This is a genomic window from Kitasatospora paranensis, from assembly GCF_039544005.1.
GTDB lineage: Bacteria > Actinomycetota > Actinomycetes > Streptomycetales > Streptomycetaceae > Kitasatospora > Kitasatospora paranensis.
Window position 1 is genome coordinate 2,768,423 of record NZ_BAABKV010000001.1, and the last position, 23,113, is coordinate 2,791,535.

Annotated in this window: 18 protein-coding genes and 2 pseudogenes; 10 read left to right on the forward strand and 10 right to left on the reverse strand. The window is 73.2% G+C overall.

The features are described from left to right. Positions 1-2: 2 nt before the first annotated feature. Complete coding sequence (locus ABEB13_RS13575) at positions 3-1,106, reverse strand: glycosyltransferase family 2 protein (RefSeq protein ID WP_345705723.1); 1,104 nt, start codon at positions 1,104-1,106, stop codon at positions 3-5. Positions 1,107-1,359: 253 nt separating this feature from the next. On the opposite strand from ABEB13_RS13575, the gene ABEB13_RS13580 reads away from it, so the two are divergent. Then, positions 1,360-2,916 (forward strand): glycosyltransferase family 39 protein, encoded by a 1,557-nt coding sequence (locus ABEB13_RS13580; RefSeq protein WP_345705724.1) that lies wholly within the window; start codon positions 1,360-1,362, stop codon positions 2,914-2,916. 77 nt (positions 2,917-2,993) lie between these two features. Continuing rightward, positions 2,994-3,497, forward strand: a complete 504-nt coding sequence (locus tag ABEB13_RS13585) for a DinB family protein (protein ID WP_345705725.1) — start codon at positions 2,994-2,996, stop codon at positions 3,495-3,497. Between the two features lie 134 nt (positions 3,498-3,631). Here ABEB13_RS13585 and glnA read toward each other — a convergent pair whose 3' ends face one another. Beyond that, on the reverse strand, positions 3,632-4,993 hold the full coding sequence (gene glnA, locus ABEB13_RS13590) for a type I glutamate--ammonia ligase (RefSeq protein ID WP_345705726.1): 1,362 nt from the start codon (positions 4,991-4,993) through the stop codon (positions 3,632-3,634). A gap of 174 nt (positions 4,994-5,167) precedes the next feature. Here glnA and ABEB13_RS13595 point away from each other — a divergent pair, with 174 nt between their 5' ends. Further along, positions 5,168-6,922: an NAD+ synthase gene (locus ABEB13_RS13595; protein ID WP_345705727.1), complete on the forward strand. Its 1,755-nt coding sequence runs from the start codon at positions 5,168-5,170 to the stop codon at positions 6,920-6,922. A gap of 23 nt (positions 6,923-6,945) precedes the next feature. On the opposite strand, the gene ABEB13_RS13600 is transcribed toward ABEB13_RS13595, so the two are convergent. The 4 genes and pseudogenes from ABEB13_RS13600 to ABEB13_RS13615 form a co-directional block, all read right to left on the reverse strand. Then, a complete protein-coding gene (locus tag ABEB13_RS13600) occupies positions 6,946-7,512 on the reverse strand; it encodes a maleylpyruvate isomerase N-terminal domain-containing protein (protein ID WP_345705728.1) in 567 nt (188 codons plus the stop codon). Between the two features lie 69 nt (positions 7,513-7,581). Continuing rightward, positions 7,582-8,595 (reverse strand): endonuclease/exonuclease/phosphatase family protein, encoded by a 1,014-nt coding sequence (locus ABEB13_RS13605; protein WP_345705729.1) that lies wholly within the window; start codon positions 8,593-8,595, stop codon positions 7,582-7,584. A gap of 121 nt (positions 8,596-8,716) precedes the next feature. Further along, positions 8,717-9,388: a TetR/AcrR family transcriptional regulator gene (locus tag ABEB13_RS13610; RefSeq protein ID WP_345705730.1), complete on the reverse strand. Its 672-nt coding sequence runs from the start codon at positions 9,386-9,388 to the stop codon at positions 8,717-8,719. A 24-nt stretch (positions 9,389-9,412) separates the two neighbouring features. Next, positions 9,413-11,004 (reverse strand): annotated as a pseudogene (locus ABEB13_RS13615) (MFS transporter). A gap of 249 nt (positions 11,005-11,253) precedes the next feature. Between ABEB13_RS13615 and panB the strand changes: the two are divergent. The 3 genes from panB to ABEB13_RS13630 all read left to right on the forward strand — a co-directional run bounded on the left by panB (position 11,254) and on the right by ABEB13_RS13630 (position 14,136). Then, complete coding sequence (panB, locus tag ABEB13_RS13620) at positions 11,254-12,138, forward strand: 3-methyl-2-oxobutanoate hydroxymethyltransferase (protein WP_345705731.1); 885 nt, start codon at positions 11,254-11,256, stop codon at positions 12,136-12,138. A 166-nt stretch (positions 12,139-12,304) separates the two neighbouring features. Beyond that, positions 12,305-13,318: an ATP-binding cassette domain-containing protein gene (locus ABEB13_RS13625; protein ID WP_345705732.1), complete on the forward strand. Its 1,014-nt coding sequence runs from the start codon at positions 12,305-12,307 to the stop codon at positions 13,316-13,318. Beyond that, positions 13,315-14,136 (forward strand): ABC transporter permease, encoded by an 822-nt coding sequence (locus tag ABEB13_RS13630; protein WP_345705733.1) that lies wholly within the window; start codon positions 13,315-13,317, stop codon positions 14,134-14,136. Before ABEB13_RS13625 ends, ABEB13_RS13630 begins: the two co-directional genes overlap by 4 nt. A gap of 29 nt (positions 14,137-14,165) precedes the next feature. Here ABEB13_RS13630 and ABEB13_RS13635 read toward each other — a convergent pair whose 3' ends face one another. Then, the gene (locus ABEB13_RS13635; RefSeq protein ID WP_345705734.1) at positions 14,166-17,603 is read right to left on the reverse strand and encodes an AfsR/SARP family transcriptional regulator; all 3,438 of its coding nucleotides are present in this window, start codon (positions 17,601-17,603) and stop codon (positions 14,166-14,168) included. A 208-nt stretch (positions 17,604-17,811) separates the two neighbouring features. Here ABEB13_RS13635 and ABEB13_RS13640 point away from each other — a divergent pair, with 208 nt between their 5' ends. After that, positions 17,812-18,624, forward strand: a complete 813-nt coding sequence (locus ABEB13_RS13640; protein WP_345705735.1) for a site-2 protease family protein — start codon at positions 17,812-17,814, stop codon at positions 18,622-18,624. A gap of 29 nt (positions 18,625-18,653) precedes the next feature. Here ABEB13_RS13640 and ABEB13_RS13645 read toward each other — a convergent pair whose 3' ends face one another. Beyond that, a complete protein-coding gene (locus tag ABEB13_RS13645) occupies positions 18,654-18,839 on the reverse strand; it encodes a hypothetical protein (RefSeq protein WP_345705736.1) in 186 nt (61 codons plus the stop codon). 84 nt (positions 18,840-18,923) lie between these two features. After that, positions 18,924-19,610 (reverse strand): NADPH-dependent F420 reductase, encoded by a 687-nt coding sequence (gene npdG, locus ABEB13_RS13650; RefSeq protein ID WP_345709661.1) that lies wholly within the window; start codon positions 19,608-19,610, stop codon positions 18,924-18,926. A 61-nt stretch (positions 19,611-19,671) separates the two neighbouring features. Here npdG and ABEB13_RS13655 point away from each other — a divergent pair. Then, positions 19,672-20,261: pseudogene (locus ABEB13_RS13655) on the forward strand (hypothetical protein). Positions 20,262-20,396: 135 nt separating this feature from the next. After that, entirely contained in the window at positions 20,397-21,779 is a 1,383-nt protein-coding gene (locus ABEB13_RS13660; RefSeq protein ID WP_380232451.1) for an MFS transporter, read from the forward strand. A 43-nt stretch (positions 21,780-21,822) separates the two neighbouring features. Here ABEB13_RS13660 and ABEB13_RS13665 read toward each other — a convergent pair whose 3' ends face one another. Next, positions 21,823-21,984: a hypothetical protein gene (locus ABEB13_RS13665; RefSeq protein WP_345705737.1), complete on the reverse strand. Its 162-nt coding sequence runs from the start codon at positions 21,982-21,984 to the stop codon at positions 21,823-21,825. Positions 21,985-22,198: 214 nt separating this feature from the next. On the opposite strand from ABEB13_RS13665, the gene map reads away from it, so the two are divergent. Further along, positions 22,199-23,044 (forward strand): type I methionyl aminopeptidase, encoded by an 846-nt coding sequence (gene map / locus ABEB13_RS13670; protein WP_345705738.1) that lies wholly within the window; start codon positions 22,199-22,201, stop codon positions 23,042-23,044. Positions 23,045-23,113: the final 69 nt, after the last annotated feature.

Sequence of the window (23,113 nt, forward strand, 5' to 3'; positions counted from 1 at the left end):
CGCTATGTCGCGCACCACCGCTGTTCCCTTCTCCACAGGAATCTCCAGAGTGCTTGGACGTAGATGCAGTGCTGAATGACGTCGTAGACGAGTTCCACGACCAACGTCAGGATGAGGAGGTGGGCGCGCCAGCCGGCCTTTCTGGCGGCGACGACCTTCTCCACGATGAACACCGCGCCGATGCACGCCCAGAAGGCGGAGAGGCGGGGCCATCCGAAGTACAGCGTGGTGAGGAGCATGTAGCCGAGGTACAGGAACATGAAGAGCACCGAGACGCCCATCAGGCCCTGGCGCAGGATGTACGGCGCGGTCACCCGGTTCCAGCCGTAGTCGCGCAGGTTCTCCAGGGCGCCGCGCTGCCAGCGCAGCCGCTGCTGCCACAGCCGCGGCACGGTCGGCATCACCTCGGTCACCACCTCGCAGCCGGGCGGTGAGACGGTGCGGTAGCCGAGCGTCCGGACGGCCTTGGTGATCTCGTCGTCCTCGGTCAGCGACAGCGTCGAGTAGTAGGCGTCCCCGCCGCCGATCCGGCCCGACCGGCGGGCCCGGCGGATCTCGCGCAGCACCCCGGCCCTGAAGAGGGTCGCGGTGCCGGTGAGGACCTCGGCGCGGTGGCGCTTGCGGGCGATCGCGGTGGCGTACCGGTGGAACTCGATGCGCTGGAGTTCGCCGAGCAGGCCGCCGCCGTCCTCCCCGTAGAAGATCCCGCCGACGCCGCCGACGGCCTCGGTCGAGGCGGCCACCGCGGCGCGCAGGAAGCCCGGGTTGAGCGTGGTGTCCGCGTCCTGGACGAGCACCAGGTCGGTGTCGGCCAGCTCGGGTTCGAACCGTGCCAGGGCCTGGTTGAGGGCGCCGGCCTTCTTGTCGCGGTTGTCGACCGTCTCCATCACCTCGGCGCCGTACCCGGCGGCGATCTCCGCGGTGTCGTCCGTGCAGTTGTCGCAGACCACGACGGTGCGGGTGGGGGCCGGCGACTGCTGCCGGAGGGCGGCCAGGGCGGCGCCGATGCGCTGGGCCTCGTTGTGGGCGGGCAGCAGGGCGAGGATCACCGGTTCCGCGTCGACCGGTGCTCCGCCGGAGCGGGCCGGCTCGGAAAGGACCTTCATGGCGCCCCGATCGCATGGCCGTGGACTGGTGCGGTGCGTGCTGCGGAAAGCATTCGAACAATTCTGAGATTAGATGCAGATCTGACCTTTCCGGCGGTCTGCCGTCCGCGCCCCGCCGAGTTCACCCGGCCAGGCCAACCCCGCCCGACTGCACACGAACGCCGGTGTGGCGGCGGAATCCACCGGCCCGGCCGACCCGTTATCTTGACGGGGATTCGGCGCTGGGCCGGCACGCGAACACGGGCGGCACACAATGACGGTCCTGCGCTCCCGCGCACCTCTCCTGGGCGTCCTCCTCCTGCAGGCCGTCCTCACTCTCGCACTCAGCAACTCGGCCCGGCCCGACGAGGCGACCTACCTGTACGGCGGCCACCGCCTGCTGGACGACTTCCTCGACCACCGGCCGCTGGACGACAACTACGACACCTACTTCGGCGGCCTGCCCTACCTCTACCCGGTGATCGCCGCGGGGATCGACGGCCTCGGCGGGCTGGCCGCCGTCCGGGCGCTGAGCCTGCTCTGCATGCTGACCGCCACCTGGCTCGTCGGCGCCACCGCCCGCCGGCTCTTCGACGAGCGGGCCGGATTCTTCGCCGCCGCGGTCTTCGGACTCTCCGCGCCGGTCCTGTTCACCGGCAACCTCGCGACCTTCGACGCGGCTTCCGCGGCGCTGATCGCCGCGGCGCTGTGCTGCGCGGTGCAACCGGGCGACGGCGCCCCGGGCCCGGCGGGCGGGCCGGACGGCGACGGCGGCGCCGCGACCCGGGCACCGGTCCTCGCCTTCTTCGCCGTCGCGCTCAAGTACGCCACCTGGGCCTTCGTCCTGCCGGTGATCGCCGTCGAAGCCGTGCTCACGGCGGCCGACTCCGGACGGCGCGAGGCACTGCGGCGGGCCGCGCTCTTCCTGCTGTGGGTGGCCGCACCCGCCCTCGGCGTCCTGTTCCTGACGGCCTGGTACACCGGGAACGGCATCCTGAAGGGCATCCTCGGAGCGGCCGGGGACGCCGGCGGCGGCCAGACGACCGCACAGATCACCGCCTGGTCCGTCGACTGCGCGGGCGTCGTCCTGCTGCTGGCCGCCGCCGGCGCCGTCCTGCACGCCCTCACCGACGACCCGGTCCACCGTCGCTCGAAGCCCGTCCGCACCGCACTCGGCGCCGTCCTCTGCGCCGGCGCCCTGATCGCCCCGCTGACGGCGCTGTGGCTGCGGAGCGCGGCGTCGCTGGCGGCCGACTGCGGCCTCGGCCTCGTGCTGGCCGCGCCGATGGCCGGCTGGCTGCTGGCCCGGCTCTCGCACGGCCGGGCCAGGTCTGCCGTGCTCGCCGTCGCCACCCTCGCCCTCGCCGCGACCAGCGCCGCCTGGGTCTCCCAGCAGCTCTTCGCCCGCTGGCCGGACAGCCGGCCCGTGATGGCCTACCTCCGGCCCGCCGCCGACACCGGAGGGACCGGCAGCGGCACCGGGCAGCGGATCCTCGCCGAGACGGCGGCGCTCCCCCGCTACTACCTGTACCCGGACGCGGCCCGCGCCGAGATCCTCAGCACCTCCGCGGCCCTGCCCTACACCACCACCACCGGGCGGCGACTCACCGGCGAGGCCGCCTTCCGCCAGGCCATCGCGGACCGCCGCTTCGACCGGATCGTCCTCGACTCCACCCGTTCCCCGGAACAGAGCCGGCGGCTGACCGCCCTGCTCGCCCCGAACGGATACCGGCTGGTGCGCACCTTCGCCTTCCGCGACACCGCCTACAGCAGCGTCCCGTTCCACTTCCCGCGGACACGCGGACACGTGACGGTCTGGCAGCGCTCCTGAACCCGCGTCACCCCGTGCCGGCGACGGCGCCACGATACGCCGGAGGGGATGTCGGCAGCGGCTGCTACCGTCCGCGCATGGGAAAGCATGTGCCATTCACCGGTGGCGAGAAGGACAGTCTGCACGCCGCACTCGACCGGCACCGTGACGCGGTGCTGTGGAAGCTCGAAGGCCTGGACGACGAGCAGCTGCGGCGGCCGATCACGCCGTCGGGGACGAACCTGCTGGGCCTGGTCAAGCACCTGGGCGGTGCCGAACTCGGCTGGTTCTGCGAGACGTTCGGTCGCGAGACCGGGCCCCTGCCGTTCGACATGGCCGTCGACGAGTCCTCGGACATGCGGGTGGAGCCGGACGAGTCGACCGCGGACATCCTGGCGTTCTACGGCCGGGCCCGCGCCGCCGCCGACGCCGTGATCGGCGAACTCGGCCTCGACGAACTCGGCACGTCCTACAGCGGCAACGCGGTGTCGCTGCGCTGGGTCCTCGTCCACATGACGACGGAGACGGCGCGGCACGCGGGCCACGTGGACATCCTGCGCGAGCTCACCGACGGCTCGACCGGCGACCACAACCGGGCCTGACCGACCCCGACCGGCCCCGAGACGGCCCACAGGCGGCCCAGGATGGACAAAGCCCTGAAAAGCCCCTCGGGCCGACGGATGCACTCCGTCGACCCGAGGGGCTTCCTGTGTTTCAGTTCTACCCTGACCTGCGGCTACAGCACCTGGAGGTTCTTCCGCAGCTCGAACGGCGTGACCTCGGAGCGGTACTCCTCCCACTCCTGGCGCTTGTTGCGCAGGAAGAAGTCGAAGACGTGCTCACCGAGGGTCTCGGCGACGAGCTCGCTGCGCTGCATCAGGTCGATGGCCTCGCCCAGGTTCTGCGGCATGGGCTGGATGCCGAGGGCGCGCCGCTCGGCGTCGGAGAGGGCCCACACGTCGTCGTCGGCGCCGGGCGGGAGCTCGTAGCCCTCCTCGATGCCCTTGAGGCCGGCCGCGAGGGTGACCGCGTAGGCGAGGTAGGGGTTGCAGCCGGTGTCCAGCGAGCGGACCTCGACGCGGGTGGAGCCCTGCTTGCCGGGCTTGTACATCGGGACGCGGATCAGCGCGGAGCGGTTGTTGTGGCCCCAGCAGATGTACGAGGGGGCCTCACCACCGGCGCCGGCGGTGCGCTGGGAGCCGCCCCAGATGCGCTTGTAGGAGTTGACCCACTGGTTGGTGACCGCGGCGGTCTCGGCGGCGTGCCGCAGCAGGCCCGCGATGAAGGAGCGGCCGACCTTGGAGAGCTGGTACTCCGCGCCGGACTCGTGGAAGGCGTTGCGGTCGCCCTCGAAGAGGGAGAGGTGGGTGTGCATGCCGGAGCCGGGGAAGCCGGAGAACGGCTTGGGCATGAAGCTGGCGTGCACGCCCTGCTCCAGCGCGACCTCCTTCATGACCAGGCGGAAGGTCATGATGTTGTCGGCGGTGGAGAGCGCGTCGGCGTAGCGCAGGTCGATCTCCTGCTGGCCGGGGGCGCCCTCGTGGTGGGAGAACTCCACCGAGATGCCCATCGACTCCAGCATGGTGATGGCCTGGCGGCGGAAGTCGTGGCCGACGCCGCGCGGGGTGTGGTCGAAGTACCCGGACTGGTCGGCGGGGATGGGCGGGGTGCCGTCGCCCGGGAGGTTCTTCAGCAGGAAGAACTCGATCTCGGGGTGGGTGTAGAAGGTGAAGCCCAGCTCGGAGGCCTTCTCCAGGGTGCGCTTCAGCACGTACCGCGGGTCCGCGAACGACGGCGAGCCGTCCGGCATCAGGATGTCGCAGAACATCCGGGCGGTGCCGGGGGTCTCGGAGCGCCAGGGCAGTATCTGGAAGGTGGTCGGGTCCGGCTTGGCGATCATGTCGGACTCGTAGACCCGGGCGAAGCCCTCGATGGCGGAGCCGTCGAAGCCGATGCCCTCCTCGAAGGCCTGTTCCAGCTCGGCGGGTGCGACCGCGACCGACTTCAGGAACCCGAGCACGTCGGTGAACCACAGCCGGACAAAACGAATGTCACGCTCCTCGAGCGTGCGAAGCACGAACTCCTGCTGCTTGCCCATGGGGACAGTCTCACCTCTGCTCTTTACGTTCGTGTTACGCGTTGCACGCGCGGGGCGACCCGAACGGCGGCTGGTCCCATCATGGCGGATCATCGCCCGCTTGCCGACACCCGGATTCCGTGCCGGGCGTCCCCGACCGCGACATAGCGTCAGTTAGACGATTACACTCGGGGCATGCCGAATCTCCGTCTCGCCCTGAGTCAGATCGACCCCTGGGTCGGTGACCTCGCCCGCAACAGCGATGAGGTGGTGCGCTGGACCAGGCAGGCCGCGGAGGCCGGCGCCCAGCTCGTCGCCTTCCCGGAAATGGTCCTCACCGGCTACCCCGTCGAGGACCTCGCGCTGCGGGCCTCCTTCGTCGAGGCCTCCCGCGCCGCACTGGTCGCGCTCGCCGCCCGGCTGGCGGACGAGGGGCTGGGCGAGCTGCCGGTCGTGGTCGGCTACCTCGGGCGCTCCGCCGCCGACCACCCGCGGCTGCACCGGCCCGCCGGCTCCCCGCAGAACTGTGCCGCGGTGCTGCACCGCGGCGCGGTGGCCACCCGTTTCGCCAAGCACTACCTGCCGAACTACGGCGTCTTCGACGAGTACCGCTACTTCGTACCGGGCGACCAGCTCGCCGTGGTCACCCTGCACGGCGTGGACGTGGCCCTGGCGATCTGCGAGGACATCTGGCAGGACGGCGGCCGGGCCACCGCCGCCGGCGAGGCCGGGGCCGGCCTGCTGCTGGTGATCAACGGTTCGCCGTACGAGCGGAACAAGGACGACGTGCGGCTGGAGCTGGTGCGCCGCCGGGCGGCCGAGGCGGGCTGCGCGCTGGCGTACGTGAACATGGTGGGCGGGCAGGACGAGCTGGTCTTCGACGGCGACTCGCTGGTGGTGTCGGCGGAGGGCGAGGTGCTGGCCCGGGCTCCGCAGTTCGAGGAGGAGCTGCTGCTGGTCGACCTGGAGCTGCCCGCGGCGTCCGGCGAGCACACCGACGGGCTGATCTTCAGTGACGGCCTGCACCTCGTCCGGACGGAGCTGGGCGGCGCGCCGCTGCCGCCGCCGGCCGAGCGGGCCCGGGAGGAGGAGGCGCCCCGGCTCGACGACGAGGCGGAGATCTACGCCGCCCTGGTCGCGGGCACCCGCGCGTACGTCCGCAAGAACGGCTTCGCCTCGGTGCTGATCGGGCTGTCCGGCGGCATCGACTCGGCGCTGGTGGCCGCCATCGCGGTGGACGCGCTGGGCGCGGAGAACGTGCACTGCGTGTCGATGCCCAGCCGGTATTCCTCGGACCACTCGAAGGACGACGCGGCGGAGCTGGCCCGCCGCACCGGCCTGAACTTCCGCACGGTGTCGATCGCCCCGATGTTCGACGCGTACATGGGCTCGCTGGGGCTGACCGGCCTGGCCGAGGAGAACCTGCAGTCCCGGCTGCGCGGCACCCTGCTGATGGCGATCTCCAACCAGGAGGGCCACATCGTGCTCGCGCCGGGCAACAAGAGCGAGCTGGCGGTCGGCTACTCGACGCTGTATGGCGACTCGGTGGGCGCGTACGGGCCGATCAAGGACGTCTACAAGTCGCTGATCTTCCGGCTGGCGCGGTGGCGCAACGAGGCCGCCGCGGAGCGCGGCGAGGCGCCGCCGATCCCGGAGAACACGATCAGCAAGCCGCCGTCGGCGGAGCTGCGGCCGGACCAGGTCGACACCGACTCGCTGCCCGACTACGACCTGCTGGACACCGTCCTGGACCTGTACGTGGAGGGCGACCAGGGCCGGGACGCGATCGTCGCCGCCGGGTTCCCGCCGGAGGTCGTCGACCGGATCGTCCGGCTGGTGGACACCGCCGAGTACAAGCGCCGCCAGTACCCGCCGGGCCCCAAGATCTCGGGCAAGGGCTTCGGGCGCGACCGCCGGCTGCCGATCACCAACCGGTGGCGCCGCGGCTGACCGCGGGCCCCGCCGCCCCGAGGTCAGTCGACGGCGGCCTTCCAGACCCAGGAGGTGCGCACCGGCCGGCCGGCGAGTTCGCCCCGGCCGGTGCACCAGAGCAGGACGGCGGCCGGGTCCCCGCCGGGGGCCTCCGGGAAGAGCCGGGCCAGCACGGCCGCGCTGGGCGGTCCGGGCAGGTGCCAGCCGCCGCCGAGGCCGCGGGTGATGTCCCAGGTGTGCAGCAGGATCTCGGCGACGCCCATGGCGGCGAAGCCGGACGGGTCGGTGGGCCCCCAGTGCCAGGCCCGGGCCTCGGGCCCGGCGGCGTCCAGGGTGGCGGCGAGCAGGCCGCCGCAGGCCCGGACGACCTCCAGCACCTCGCCGACCGGCGCCTCGGGACGGACGGCGAGGTCGTAGGGGAGGTAGCCGTCGCGGGGGCGGGCGGCGAGCTGGCCGGCGTAGGCGGCCAGGTCGTGGGCGACGTGCACCGCCGTCTCGCGGCACGTCCAGGTCAGCCGTCCGGCACGCACCGACCAGTCCTCGTCCTCGCGGGTGACGAGGACCTTCAGGGCTTCGGCGAGGGCTCGTTCCACGTCACGTCCGTCCATGCCTGCCATTGTGCCGCGCCGGGCGCGGCCCGCGTCGGCCGCGCGGGCCGGCGGCGACCCCCGCTCGTCTCAGTAGCGGTAGTCCGCGGCGACCGCGCGGTGGTCGCTGCCGTCGGCGGGCAGCACCCGCGAGTCGGTGGGGCGCAGCCCGCCCTTGCTGAGGATCTGGTCGATCCGCGCCATCGGGAAGGCGGCGGGCCAGGAGAAGCCGAACCCGTCGCCGGCCGCGCCCTGGGCGGAGCGCATCTGGGAGGTGATCGGGGCGAGGCTGCGGTCGTTCATGGTGCCGTTGAGGTCGCCCATCAGCAGGACCTTCTTCAGCGGCTCGGCCTCGACGGCGTCGCCGAGGGCCTGCGCGCTGACGTCCCGGCGGCCCGCGGTGAAGCCGCTGCCGGACTCGAGCCGGACGGACGGCAGGTGGGCGACGTACACGGCGAGCGGTCCGGCGGGGGTGGTCACCCGGGCACGGAAGGCCCTCGTCCAGCCGATCCTGATGTCGACCACGTGCACCTCGGTGATGGGGTAGGTGGACCAGAGGCCCACGGTGCCCTCGACGGCGTGGTACGGGTAACGGGCGGCGAGGCCCGTGCTGTACGTCTTCACGGCGCTGGGCGCGAGCTCCTCCAGGGCGACGATCGCGGCGCCGGAGCCGTTGATCATCTTCAGCGTGCCGGCGGTGTCGCTGTTGGCGGCGGCGACGTTGTGGGTGAGCACCCCGAAGTCGCCGGTCCCGGAGCTCTTGTCCGTCAGCAGGCCGCCGAACAGGTTGAACCAGAGGATGGTGGGCAGCAGGACGGCGGCCAGCGCGGTGGCCGAGCGGCGCCACAGGCCGGCGGCGACCAGCAGCGGCACGGCCAGCCCCAGCCAGGGCAGGAAGGTCTCCAGCAGGCTGCCCAGGTTGCCGAGGGCGTTGGGGACCTCGGCGTGCAGGGCGAGCAGCAGGGCGAGCAGGACGGCGAGACCGGCGGTGACCCAGCCGCGGCGGGGGTCGAGCCAGGGGTTCCGGGCTCCGGGGGCTCCGGGGGCCTCCTCCGGTTCCCCCGCGCCGTCGGTCGCCGCCACTGTCCCGTCCGCCTGAACCATGCGCCCCGCTCCTCCGTACCGACCGTGCCGTCCGGCTGATACCGGTTTAGTCGGATTCTCGGCTCAGCCTATGACGGCACAGACGCGCAGGAGGGGCGCAGAGGTTGCGGGACGCGCCCGATCAGCGGGAACGCCCTCCGGACGGCTGTGCGCCGACCCCGCTCAGCACGGCGTCGACCATCTGCTCGGCGAGGCCGGGGTCGTCCAGCGGGGCCTCCTCCCACAGCACGGAGCGCAGCAGGATCGGGCCCATCACGATCTCGCAGAGGAGTTCCACGTCGAGGTCGTCGCGCAGGACGCCCTCGTCGATGCCGCGGCGGATGATGGTGCGGGCGAGCTCGCGGCGGGGCCTGACCACCCGCTCCTGGTAGGCGTCGCGCAGTTCGGGCCAGGCGTTCATCTGGCTGAGCGCGGACTTGAGCATCCAGCGCGAGCGCTTGGCCAGGCCGCGGCGGCGCATGAACTCGATCATGCCGACGAGTTCGTCGCGGACGCTGCCGCCGGCGGGCTCCGGGGTGGGCTCCTCCAGCCGGGCGACCACGTCGACCAGCAGGGCCTCCTTGTTGGGCCAGCGCCGGTAGATGGTGGCCTTGCCGACTCCGGCGGCGGCGGCGATCCGTTCGACGGAGAGTTCGGAGAGGCTGGTGCCGGCCTCCATGAGCTCCTCGACGGCGGCGATGATGGCCTGTTCGGCCGCCTCGCTGCGCGGGCGGCCCCGCCGCGGGGAGCAGAGCTCCGCGGCGGGGCCGGTCGGGGCGGCGCCGCATGCCGAGACGGTCGGTTCGGTCTGCATGGCGCTATTGTCCACCCCTTCTGATCAGGCCTCGGCGGGGTGCGGCTGGCGTTCGGCCTCGGCCGGGGCTCCGGGGCGGGCCGCCGGGGCCTTCCCCGGGAGCAGCAGCAGGGCGAGGACGACGCCGACGACGGTGATGCCGGCGGAGAGTCCGGCGACCACGTGCATGGCGTGCACGAAGGCGTCCTGGGCCGGGGCGACCAGGCCCTGGGCGTGCGTCCGGTCGGCGATGGCGAGGGTGGCCTCCAGGGACTCGCCCGCCTTGTCGCGCAGGCCCGGGGGCAGCTGGGCGAGCTGGTCGCTCATGCCGTTGCGGTAGACGGTGGAGAGCACCGCGCCGAGGACGGCGACGCCGAGGAGCCGCCGACCTGGCGGAAGGTGTTGTTGATGGCGGAGCCGGCGCCGGCCTTCTCGCGGGGCAGCGAGCCCATGATGGCGACGGTGACGGGCGGCATCACGTGGGCCATGCCGGCGCCCATGACGAATCCGATGACGACCAGCACCCAGATGGGGGTGGTGGTGCCGAGCAGCAGGTAGCCGAGGAAGCCGAGGACGATGAGGGTCATGCCGCCGGCGCAGGTGGCGCGGATGCCGAAGCGGTCGACGACGAGGCGGGCGCGCGGGGCGAAGGCCATCTGGGCGGCGGCGAGCGGCAGCATCAGCACGCCGGACTGCAGGGCGCTGTAGCCGCGGACGCTCTGGGTGTAGAAGACGCCGAAGAAGGAGACGCCCATCAGCGCGAAGAAGACCACGCCGATGACCACCACGGAGGCGGAGAAGACCTTGTTGCGGAACCAGGTGACGTCCAGCGCGGGGTGCGAGGTGCGCCGTTCGAACAGGACGAAGGCGGCGAGGGCGATCACGCCGACGACGATCGGGACGAGGGCGTCGGCGGCGAAGAAGTCGGCGAGCTCGCCGCCCTTGATGATGCCGTAGATCAGCGCGACCAGGCCGATGATGGACAGCAGCACGCCGACGGGGTCGAGCTTGCCGGGCCGGGGGTCGCGGGAGTTGGGCACCAGCACGCTCATCGCGACCAGGGCGACGAGCACGATCGGGACGTTGACCAGGAAGACCGAGCCCCACCAGAAGTGCTCGATGAGCAGGCCGCCGGTGATCGGGCCGATGGCGATGGCGAGGCCGACGGCGCCGGCCCAGATGCCGATCGCCTTGGGCTGCTCGTGCCGCTCGAAGACGTTCATGATGATGGCCAGGGTGGCCGGCATCACGAAGGCGCCGCCGAGGCCCATCACCGCACGGAAGGTGATCAGCTGGCCGGGGCTGCTCGCCATGGCGGAGAGCAGCGAGCCGAGCCCGAAGACGAACATGCCGCCGAGCAGGGTCCACTTGCGGCCGAGCCGGTCGCCGAGGAGTCCGGCGGTGAAGAGCAGACCGGCGAAGACCAGCGTGTAGGAGTTGATCGCCCATTCCAGGTCGCTCTGGCTCGCGCCGAGACCGGTGGGGGCGGGCTGGGCGATGGTCTTCATCGCCACGTTGAGGATCGAGTTGTCGAGGACGACCACGAGCAGGGCGAGGATCAGCGTCCCCAGGATCGCCCAGCGGCGGCGGTGGATGGCCTCTGGTATGCGCGGTGGCGCGGTGGCGGTGTCGGTCATGGTGCGGATCCCCGTCCGTACGAGTGGGCTGTGCGGACTTACGAGTCGGCGTCGTCTCGTAACCCTTTCGGACCAGAGTAGCGCCTCTTTCGATACGAGACGGACCCGTATCGTAAAGCCTCGGCAAAGCCCCGGCGAACAACGCGGCACCCCGGGCCTTTGCGCCGTGGCGGCGGCGTGCAAGCATGGGAGCAGATCCGGGGACGCCGCAGGGCGCCACGAGACGTCAACCCTTCAGGAGTCTGTTCGATGAACGCTTCTCCGCTTCAGCCTGCCCAGGCGCAGAACACGGTCCAGAGCCAGGAAGGCGCCGTGCTGTACGGCGGCATCACCAACCGGCGCGTGACCGTCCGCGACCTGGCCAAGGCCAAGCAGCACGGCGAGCGCTGGGCCATGCTCACCGCGTACGACGCGCTCACCGCCGGCGTCTTCGACGAGGCGGGCATCCCCGTCCTGCTCGTCGGCGACTCGGCGGGCAACTGCCACCTCGGCTACGAGACCACCGTGCCCGTGACCATGGACCAGATGGTGATGCTCTCCGCAGCCGTCGTCCGCGGCACCAAGCGCGCCCTGGTCGTCGCCGACCTCCCCTTCGGCTCCTACCAGGAGTCCTCCGCGCAGGCCATGCACAACGCGGCCCGGCTGCTGAAGGAGGCCGGCGTCCAGGCGGTCAAGCTGGAGGGCGGCGAGCGCAGCGCCCGCTCCATCGAGCTGCTGGTCGAGGCCGGCATCCCGGTCATGGCCCACATCGGGCTCACCCCGCAGTCGGTGCACGCGTTCGGCGGCTACCCCGTCCAGGGGCGCGGCGACGAGGCGGCCCACCGGCTGCTGCGTGACGCCAAGGCAGTCCAGCAGGCGGGCGCCTTCGCGGTCGTCCTGGAGGCCGTCCCGGCCGACCTCGCCGCGCAGGTCACCGAGCAGCTCGCCATCCCGACCGTCGGCATCGGCGCCGGTGTCGGCACCGACGCCCAGGTGCTGGTCTGGACGGACTTCGCCGGGATGACCGCCGGCCGCGTCCCGAAGTTCGTCAAGCAGTACGCCGACCTGCGCACCGTCCTCGGCGGCGCGGCCCGTGAGTTCGCGGCCGATGTCGCGTCCGGCGCCTTCCCGGCGGCGGAGCACAGCTTCAGCTGACCGCACCCGCACCCCGCACCGGCGCCGAGGGCGCGTCCACCGCACGGTGGGCGCGCCCTCGGCACGTCCGGCCGCCCGGGCCCGCCGACAGCGCGCCGACAGCGGCACCGGCCCGCTGTCAGCGGCCTGACAGCGGGGCGACAGACGGGCCGGGCAGCCTGGGGGCATGACAGCGATCGCCACCGCCCCGACCGACCGGGGGCCCCGTACCGGCAACGCCGTGGAAGTCCGCGGCATCGTCAAGACCTTCGGCGCCACCAGGGCGCTGGACGGCGTCGACCTCAGTGTCCGCGAGGGCACCGTGCTCGGCCTGCTCGGCCCCAACGGCGCCGGCAAGACCACCCTCGTCCGGATCCTCTCCACCCTGATGAAGCCCGACGCCGGCACCGCCGTCGTCGGCGGCTACGACGTGCTGCGCCAGCCCCGGCAGCTGCGCCGCACCATCGGCCTCACCGGCCAGTACGCCTCGGTCGACGAACTCCTCTCGGGCTACGAGAACCTGTACCTCATCGGCCGGCTGCTGGACCTCTCCGCCAAGGAGTCCAAGGCCCGCGCCGGCGAGCTGCTGGAGCGTTTCTCGCTCACCGACGCCGCCAAGCGGCCCGCCAAGACCTACTCCGGCGGCATGCGCCGCCGGCTCGACCTGGCCGCCTCCATGATCGGCCGGCCCAAGGTGCTCTACCTGGACGAGCCCACCACCGGCCTCGACCCGCGCACCCGCAACGAGGTGTGGGACGAGGTGCAGCGGATGGTCGCCGAGGGCTCCACCGTGCTGCTCACCACCCAGTACATGGAGGAGGCCGAGCAGCTCGCCCACGAGCTGACCGTGATCGACCGTGGCCGGGTGATCGCCGCCGGCGGCGTCGAGGAGCTCAAGACCCAGGTCGGCGGCCAGACCCTCCAGGTGCGGCCGCTGCACCCGGCCGAACTCCCGGAGATGGCCCGCTGCCTGCAGGAGGCCGGCATCGCCGCCACCTTCTCCGCCGACACCGGCCTGCTGTCCGTGCAGCTCACCGACGACGGCCAGCTGACCGCGGTGATCGGCACGCTGGGCACCCGCGGCTTCGGCATCGCGGGCATCCACACCGAACTGCCCAGCCTGGACGAGGTGTTCCTGGCGATCACCGGCAAGTCGTCCCCGTCCGCCGCCCCGATCCGCGACAAGGAGCCCGTGGCATGACCACCGCCACCCTGACCCCGGGCACCGCCCCGGCCCACCTCGACGACCAGCGGATCGGCCTCTCCGGCCACCTGCGGCACGTCGGCGCGCTGACCCGCCGCAACCTGATGCGGATCAAGGCCGACCCCGAGTCGATGCTCGACGCCCTGCTGATCCCGATCATCTTCACCGTGCTGTTCGTCTACGTGTTCGGCGGCGCGGTCTCCGGCAGCCAGCACGACTACATCCAGTACATGATCCCGGGTCTGCTCGGCACCACCGGCCTCAACCTGGCGATGGCCGTCGGCACCGGTCTCAACAGCGACTTCCAGTCCGGCGTGATGGACCGCTTCCGCACCCTGCCGATCGGCCGGGCCGCGGTGCTGCTCTCCAAGATCGTCGCCGAGACCTGCCGCGGGCTGGTCTCCTTCACCATCCTCATCGGCTTCTCGATGATCCTCGGGCTGGAGATCAAGACCGACTTCCTGCACCTGCTGGCCGCCGTCGGCCTCTCGCTGCTCTTCGGCATGTCGATCGTCTGGATCTCCATGCTGCTCGGCATGTCGCTGCGCAGCGCCCAGGCCGTCCAGGGCGTCAGCATGCTGGTGATCATGCCGCTGCAGTTCGGCAGCTCGATCTTCGCCCCGACCACCACCATGCCGGGCTGGCTCCAGGCGTTCACCAAGTACAACCCGCTGTCGGCACTGGCCGACGCCTGCCGCAGCCTCATCAACGGCGGCGCGCTCACCCACTCGGTGACCATCGTGGTCGTCTGGTCGGTGGCGATCACCGCGATCACCGCACCGCTGGCCGTCGCCCGCTTCCGCAAGCGGACCTGACCCGCGGTCACGGACGGCCGGGGGCCGGGTCAGAGGCTCCCGGCGGCGTTCAGGAGGGCGGTCGCCTCGGACACACCGAGGCGGCCGCCCTCCTCCGTTGCCGCCCGGTACTCCTCCTCGCCCAGCAAGCCGGTCAGGGCCCCGGCCAGCCGCTCCCGTTCCCGGGTCTCCATGAAGGAGCCGCGCGCGCCGTGCAGTCCGTCGTGGGCCCCCAGCAGCACCGCCGCCCGGCGGGCCGCGTCCGGCTCGCCCAGCAGTTCGGCGCAGGCCAGCAGCACGCCGGCGCCCGGGAGCAGCAGCATCACGGACATGTGCTCGGCGAAGACCGTCGCCGCACCCGGGACCTCGCTCATCCGCCGCCGGCCGGACGCCAGCAGGTCCAGGCCGCGCCTCGGGTCGCCGGAACGGGCGACGACCCACCCCCGGATGCAGTCCACGATGCCGCGGAAGGCGCCGGGCAGGATCGGGCCCATCAGCTCCCGGCTCTCCTCCAGCCGGTCGAGTTCGTGCAGGGCGGCCGGGTGGTCGCCGCGCTGGGTGCTGATGTTGCAGAGCACCAGGCGGCCGTAGAGCACGGCGCCGTCCGTGCCGTGGTTGCCCAGGTTGACGGCCTCCACCGCCTCGCGGACCATCCGCTCGCCGGCCTCCTCGTCGAACTCGAAGAGCACCTCGCCGAGCCGGACCTCCAGCAGCGGCACCTCCTGCGAGGCCCCGAGCTCCCGGGCGATGTCGATGGCCCGCCGGTAGGCCTCGGCGGCGGCCCGGCCGTCGCCCTGGTGGGCGGCGTTCTCCGCCTGGGCCGACAGGGCCTCGGACATGCCCCAGCGGTCGCCGAGCCGGGTGAAGATGTCGAGCGCCTCGGCGCTGTCCGCGACGGCCTGCGGCAGGCTGCCCACCCAGTCGTTCAGCAGCCGCGACCGCAGCTGGAGGGCGAAGGCCAGGTCGAGCGGCCGGCCGTGCCGGCGGGCGCCGGCCACCGCGTCGTCCATCGTCAGCCGCATGCCGTCCATCTCCCCGGAGAGGAACACCGCGAACACCCGCAGCAGCGCCGGGAAGCGGTACGACTGCGGCAGGTCCGGGGTGTAGGCCGCCAGGACCCGGCGGGAGAGTTCGAGCGCGGCGGGCTCGCCCAGCATCGCCATGTCGCCGGTGAACAGTGCGACCAGCCGGTGCAGGTGGAGCTGGCGGCGGCCCTCCTCCAGTACGGCGGGCGCCAGCGGCGGCGGGGTGTCCAGCGGCCCGCAGGCGAGCGGCACCGGCGCCGGGGCGTCGTCGGCGAACGGGTCGGGACCGAGGGCGCAGACCGCCTCGTAGCAGTCCCGCGCCTCCCGCCGGTAGTCGCGCAGGGACCAGAACCAGCTCATGCCGAGGGCCAGGACGAGCGCCTCCTGCTCGTCCCCGGCCTCGACGGCGGCGCGCGTCGCCGCCCGGATGTTCTCCTGCTCCCGGTCGAGGGCGGCGAGCCACTCCAGCTGTTCCGGCCCGTGCAGGCTGAGGTCGGCGACCCGGACGAGCTCGCGGAAGCAGCGGACGTGGCGCTCCTGGGCACCGTCGCCGCCCGACTCGGCGAGCCGCTCCACGGCGTACTCGTGGATGGTCTCCAGCATCCCGTAGCGCGGCTCGCCGCCGAGGTCGGCGATCACCAGCGACTTGTCGACGAGGGAGAGCAACAGGTCGGCGACGTCCTCGCGGCGCACCTCCACGCCGTCGGCGGCGACCTGTTCGGCGGCCTCCAGCGTGCAGCCGCCGGCGAAGACCGACAGCCGCCGCAGCACGGCACGTTCGCGCTTGCCGAGCAGGTCCCAGCTCCAGTCGACGACGGCGCGCAGGGTCTGCTGGCGCGGCAGCAGGGTGCGTGACCCGGCGGTGAGCAGGCCGAAGCGGCTGTCCAGCCGGTCGGCGATCTGCCGCGGGGTCAGGCCGCGCAGCCGGGCGGCGGCCAGTTCGATGGCCAGCGGCAGACCGTCGAGCCGGCGGCAGATCTCCGCGCAGGCCTCCGGGTCGTCGGCGACGGTGAAGCCGGGCCGGGCGGCGGCGCCGCGTTCGGCGAGCAGCCGCAGGGCCACCGGGTCGGGCAGCGGTTCCACCGGCAGCACGCTCTCGCCGGGGACACCGAGCGGTTCGCGGCTGGTGGCGAGGACGGTCAGCTGCGGGCACTCGGCGAGCAGCCGGTCGGCGAGGTCGGCGGCGGCCTGGACGAGGTGTTCGCAGTTGTCGAGGACGAGCAGCATCCGGCGGGGTGCGCAGTGCTCGACGAGCCGGCGGGCGGGGTCGCTGCGGCGGCTGTCGATCACCTCGGCGACCGCGCTGCCGGTGTGCAGGACGGTCTCGCGGAGCCCGAGAGCGGCCGCGGCGGCGTCCGGCACCGCGGCCGGGTCCTCCAGCGGGGCGAGTTCGACCATCCAGACGCCGTCCGGCCAGGTGCCGGACGCGAGTTCGGCGCGGCCGGCCTCCACGGACAGCCGGGTCTTGCCGGAGCCGCCGGGGCCGGTCAGGGTGGTCAACCGGCCTGCTCTGAGAGCGAGTTCGAGAGCTTCGAGGTCACTGTCGCGGCCGACGAAGCTGGTCAGCCGGGGCCGCAGGTTGCCCTGCGGCCTGGGCGACGGGGCCGGTACGGCGGCGGACGGGGCGGCCGGTGCGGCGGCGAACAGGGCGGCCGGGGCGGCCGGTACGGCGGCGAACAGGACGGCCGGTGCGGCGGCGGGCGACGGGGCCGGTGCGGCCGGCGGCGTCGGGGCAGGGTTCGCGGCCGGTTCCGGGGCCAGCAACTCGGCGTGCAGGGCGCGCAGTTCCGGCCCAGGGTCGGCGCCGAGCCGGTCGGCGAGGACGCGCCGCGCCCGGTCGTACTGCTGGAGGGCCTCGGCGGTGCGCCCCTCGGCGCGCAGGGAGCGGATCAGCAGCGCGTGCAACTGCTCGTCCAGCGGGCGGTGTTCGCACAGTTCGGCGAGTTCGGCGGTGAGTTCCGCGGCGCGGCCGAGCGCCAGGTCGGCGGTGATCCGGTGGCGGCGGGCCTCGTCGCGCCGGGCCTCCAGCCGGACGGCCGGGCCGGAGAGCTCCGGGAGGTCGGCGAGGGCCGGGCCGCGCCAGAGCGCGAGCGCGGCGTGCAGATGGTCGGCGGCCTGCCGGTGGTCGCCGTCGGCGAGCGTCCGGCGGCCTTCGGCGGCGAGCCGCTGGAACTCGCCGACGTCGGTCTGCCGGCCGGTCAGCCAGTAGCCGGCGGGGCCGGACCCGATCTCGTCCCGGCCGACGGTGCGCCGCAGCCGGCCGACCAGGGTCTGCAGCGCGGCGGCGGAGTCCTGGGGCGGTGCGTCGCCCCACACCTCGTCCACCAGCAGGTCGGCGGGGACGGGCCGGCCCTCGCGCAGCACGAGGGCGGCGAGCAGGGCCCGCAGCCGGGCACCGCCGAGCGGCACCGGGGTGCCGTCGTCGTGGTGGGCCGTGGTGGTTCCGAGGATGCCGTAGTGCACGGCACCATTCTGGTCGACGCGACGGCTCGCCCACGCACATATGTCCGGGCGGACGCGCGGCCGGAGTGCCGGGCGGGGCCACGGCCGGAGGAGCGGGCGGAACCGCGGACGGCCGCCACGCGTTCACTCCTGGTGGCTTGTCGTCGTCGCAGGCAGCCCGGCATGATCGTCCCCTGCCCCTCCCCGGCCGATTTCGGAGCTCCGCACCATGACCTTCGCCACCACGCAGCGCCGCAGCGAGGAGAACCGGATCAGCCCGGTGTTCTGGGTGCTCCTCGCCACCCTCGGCACCTCGGGCTGGGCGGTGGCCAGCGGCTTCGGCAACGCCCGTTTCGGGGTCTTCCTGTTCGTGGTGGCCGGCTGGATGGTCTCGCTCTGCCTGCACGAGTACGCGCACGCCCGCACCGCGATGCACAGCGGCGACATCACGATCGGCACGAAGGGCTATCTGACCCTCAACCCGTTCAAGTACGCGCACACCCTGCTGAGCTTCGTCCTGCCGGTGATCTTCGTGATCATGGGCGGGATCGGCCTGCCCGGCGGCGCGGTCTACATCGAGCGGCACCGCATCCAGGGGCGGCTCAAGCACAGCCTGATCTCCGCGGCCGGTCCGCTGGTCAACGTGGTCTGCGGGATCGCCCTGCTGGTGCTGGTGAACTCCGGCGTGTTCGACGACCCGTCCCTCCCGGCCCAGTACCAGGGCCACGACCTGGTGGTCTCGGCGTTCCCGTCCGCGCTCGGCTTCCTGGCGTTCCTCCAGGTCAGCGCCGCGCTGCTGAACCTGCTGCCGGTGCCCGGGCTGGACGGCTACGGCATCCTGGAGCCCTGGCTGTCGTACAAGGCCCGGCGCGCGGTGGCGCCGTTCGCGCCGTACGGCATGCTCGCGGTCTTCGTGATCTTCTGGCAGACCGGTGCCAGCCGGTGGTTCTCCGACCTGGTGTTCCGGATCATCCACCTGTTCGGGGTGTCCGACGCGTACCCGGTGGTCGGGCAGTTCCTGTTCCGGTTCTGGGAGAACTGACCGCCGGGGCGCCGGGCCGCCCGCGCCGGTCAGGCCTGCTCGGCGCGGGCCCGCTCCAGCCGGTCCTTGCGGATGTAGAACCACGCGATGTTGGACGACACGCCCGCCATCAGCACCCACACGACCCCGAACCAGTTGCCCTCCACGAACGAGACGACGGCAGCCGTCACCGCGAGCACGAGGACGATCGAGGCGAACAGGGCGTTGCGGGGCATGGCGGGGGCTCCTCGGGACGGGGGCGGTCGCCGTCCATTGTCACCGACCGGCCCCCGCCCGCGGCCGGGGGCCGGTCGGCCCGGTCACACGTCGGTGATCCGCAGGCCCGCGTGCGCCTTGTAGCGGCGGTTCACCGAGATCAGGTTCGCCACCAGCGACTCCACCTGATGGGCGTTGCGCAGCCGCCCGGCGAAGATCCCGCGCATGCCCGGGATCCGCGCCGCGAGCGCCTGCACGGCCTCGGTGGCGGCGCGGTCGTCGCCCAGCACCATCACGTCGGTGTCGATCTCCTCGACGGCCGCGTCCTGGAGCAGCACCGCCGACAGGTGGTGGAAGGCCGCGGTCACCCGCGAGTCCGGCAGCAGGGCGGCGGCCTGCTGGGCGGCACTGCCCTCCTCCGGCTTCAGGGCGTAGGCGCCCTGCTTGTCGAAGCCCAGCGGGTTGACGCAGTCCACGACGATCTTGCCGGCGAGTTCCGCGCGCAGGGCGGTGAGGGTCGCCGCGTGGCCGTCCCACGGCACCGCGACGATCACGATGTCGCTCTCCCGGGCGCACGCCGCGTTGTCCGCGCCGCGCACGCCCAGGCCCAGCTCGGCGGCGGCGGCCTCGGCCCGCTCGGCCGTCCGGGAGCCGATGACCACCTGCTGTCCGGCCTTGGCCAGCCGGTAGGCCAGCCCGCGGCCCTGGTCGCCGGTACCGCCGAGGACACCGACGACGAGGGCGGACACGTCGAGGGGGCAGGGGCCGCCGCGGGGGCGGGATTCACCGATTCGGGTTGCGTCATGCCGAAGATCCTGCCAAAGCACGGCCCGCTGCTCCATTCTGGGCGGCATGGACGCGGTGAGACTTTCCGCACTGAGCGCGTCGCTGGCCGGCACCGGCCTGCTGGACGTCACCCGGGCCTTCGGCGGTGCCCTGCACCGCTCGGTCACCCGGCGCGCCGCCGCAGACCTGCTGCTGGTCGGCACGGACGCGTACGAGCCGTGGCACCTGGCCGCGCACCTGGGCGACGAGGCGGCCCGGGCGGGCATCGGCGCGCTCGCCCCCGTGCTGCTGCGGCACCGGGTGGCGGCCGGCGCGCCGGCCCATCTCGCGCACGGGCTGCCCCGGCTGGCCGAGGCCCGGCGGGGGCGACGGTGCTGGTGGTGGCACCCGACCGGCCCGGCGACGCCCTGCTGGAGCGGGTCGACGACGCCCGGCGCGGGGGCGCGACGGTGCTCGCCCTGGACGCGGGGGATCAGGAGCTCGGGTCCCTGGCGCACGAGCGGCTGGCCGTCCCGGTGGCCGGCGAGGGCCCGTTCGACCTCGTCCAGCACCTGGTGAGCGCGGCGGCGGCGAGCCCGGCCCGGCACCGGGGGCTGCGGGTCCGGCTGGCGCGGCTCGCCGGACAGCTGGCGGCCCCGCCGGTGCTCCGCTGGTGATCCGCCGGTCCTCCGCCGCCGGTGGGCCCCTGCCCGTCCCCCGGCGGTCCTGCGGCTGTGCGGGGAGCCGGCCGGATGCGGCGGCGGGCGAAAACCGGTTGCCGGGTGCCGGGGCCCCGCCGATGATGGCGCCCCGTGACCCCAGAACTCTCCCCGTCCGCGCAGGCCGCCCCACCGGCCCGGCTGCGCGCCCTGCTCCGCAGGCTGCGGCCGGACACCACCCCGTGGCACAGCTCGCGTGACTTCCGGCTGCTCTGGGGTTCGGGCTGCGTCAGCAGCTTCGGCAGCTTCCTCACCTACGTGGCCGTGCCGATGCAGGTCAAGGACCTCACCGCGTCGACCTTCATGGTCGGCCTGGTCGGCGCCTTCGAGCTCGTCCCGCTGATCGTCTTCGGGCTGTGGGGCGGTGCGCTCGCCGATGCCCTGGACCGCCGCCGGCTGGTGCTGCTCTCCGAGGGCGGGCTCGGGCTGCTGAGTGCGCTGCTGCTGCTGAACGCCCTGCTGCCGCACCCGGTGCTCTGGCCGGTGTACCTGGTGGCGGCACTGGTCGCCGCCGTCGACGGGCTGCAACGCCCGGCCCTGGACTCGCTCACGCCGCGGATCGTGCCGCACGACCAGCTGTCCGCGGCGTTCGCGCTCAACTCGCTGTACCGCAACGTCGGCTCGGTCGCCGGTCCGGCGCTGGCCGGCGTCGTGGTGGCCGCGGCCGGGGTGCAGACCGCGTACGCGCTGGACGTGCTGACGTTCGGGGCGTCCCTGCTGCTGCTCGCGCGGATGCGGGCCGTCCCGCCGTCCGGCAGGGCCGAACCGCCGTCGCTGCGGGCGATCGCCACCGGCGTCCGCTACGCCTGGAGCCGCAAGGACCTGCTCGGCACGTACGCCATCGACATCTGCGCCATGCTGTTCGCCTTCCCGGTGGCGATCTTCCCCTTCCTCGCCACCGAACTGCACGCGAACTGGGCGCTCGGCCTGCTGTACGGCGCCCCGGCGGCCGGGGCGCTGGTGGTCTCGGCGACCGGCGGCTGGACGTCCGGGATCCACCGGCACGGCCGCATGCTGGTGCTGGCCGCGCTCGGCTGGGGTGTCGCGATGACCCTCGCCGGGCTGGCCGGCAATCTGTGGGCTGTGCTGCTCTGCCTGGCCGTGGCGGGCGGCGCCGACCAGATCAGCGGCACCGCCCGGGCCACCATGTGGAACCAGTCCATCCCGGACTCGGTCCGCGGCCGGATGGCCGGCGTCGAGCTGCTGAGCTACTCCGTCGGCCCGCAGCTCGGGCAGGTCAGGGCGGGCGGCATGGCCGGCCTGGTCGGGGTCCGCGCCGCGGTGTGGAGCGGCGGCGTGGCCTGCGTCCTCGGGGTGGCGGCGCTGGCGGCCGCACTGCCCGCCCTGCTGGCCTACGACGACCGGACGGACCCCCATGCGGCAGCCGTCCGCGCCGCGGCGGCCGAGCGCTCCGGCGCGGCCGGGGAGTCCGGCGAGTCCGGACCGGTCGACGGCGCCGAGGCGGTGGGTGTCTGACGGCGGCTCAGCCCTGCCGTCGGCGCCGCCGCCGGCGTTGTCGTCAGCCCTGGTCGTCGCCGGCGGGCGGGCCGTCGCTCCAGCGCGGGTCGGAGCGCCACTCGCGGTTGCGCTCGTCGGCCGTCTCCAGGGCGCGCGCGGCCTCCTCCCGGGTCGCGTACGGGCCGAGCCGGTCCTTGGCCGGACACTCCGGGCCCTCCTCCACCTTGGCGTGCTTGATGCAGTAGAACCACTCCCCGGCTTGCCGGTGGGCTTGCGGCCGAATCCCAGTGCCATCAGTACTGCTCCCGTTCGTTCCTTCGTCGCATACGGACGCCGTGCTCCGACGCACCGCCCGTCGTCCTGGGATGATCCTTTCCCGACACCCGGCCCGTACACACGGCCGGGCCTGCCGGGGTGCGCCCGATAGACTCGCGGTCATGGCTCTCGTACCCGGCACGCAGTCCCCCACCCGCAAGGTCCCCGCGCACATCGCGCGCCCGGAGTACGTGGGACGGCCCGCGCCGACGCCGTACAACGGCCCCGAGGTGCAGACCGCGGAGACGATCGAGAAGATGCGGATCGCCGGGCGGATCGCCGCGCAGGCGATGGAGGAGGCCGCGAAGCTCATCGCGCCCGGCGTCACCACGGACGAGCTCGACGCCGTCGCCCACGCGTACATGTGCGACCACGGCGCCTACCCGTCGGACCTCGGCTACCGGGGCTTCCCCAAGTCGATCTGCACCTCCGTCAACGAGGTGATCTGCCACGGCATCCCGGACTCGACCGTGCTGCAGGACGGCGACATCGTCAACATCGACGCCACCGCGTACATCCACGGCGTGCACGGCGACCTGAACGCCACCTACCTGTGCGGCAACGTCGACGAGGAGTCGAAGCTGCTGGTCGAGCGGACGCGCGAGTCCCTCGACCGCGCGATCAAGGCGGTCAAGCCGGGCCGCCAGGTCAACGTGATCGGCCGGGTCATCGAGTCCTACGCCAAGCGCTTCGGCTACGGCGTGGTGCGGGACTTCACCGGCCACGGCATCAACACGTCGTTCCACTCCGGGCTGATCATCCCGCACTACGACAGCGAGCGGGCCACCGAGGTGATCAAGCCCGGCATGACCTTCACCATCGAACCGATGCTGACCCTGGGCAGCTACGACTACGACGTCTGGGAGGACGGCTGGACGGTCGTCACCAAGGACCGCAAGCGCACCGCCCAGTTCGAGCACACCCTGGTCGTCACCGGCGCCGGCGCGGAGATCCTCACCCTGCCGTAGCGCAGGCCCTGCGCACCGACGACGACGGCCGCGGCCCGCATCGAGCGGGACCGCGGCCGGTCCGGTCGC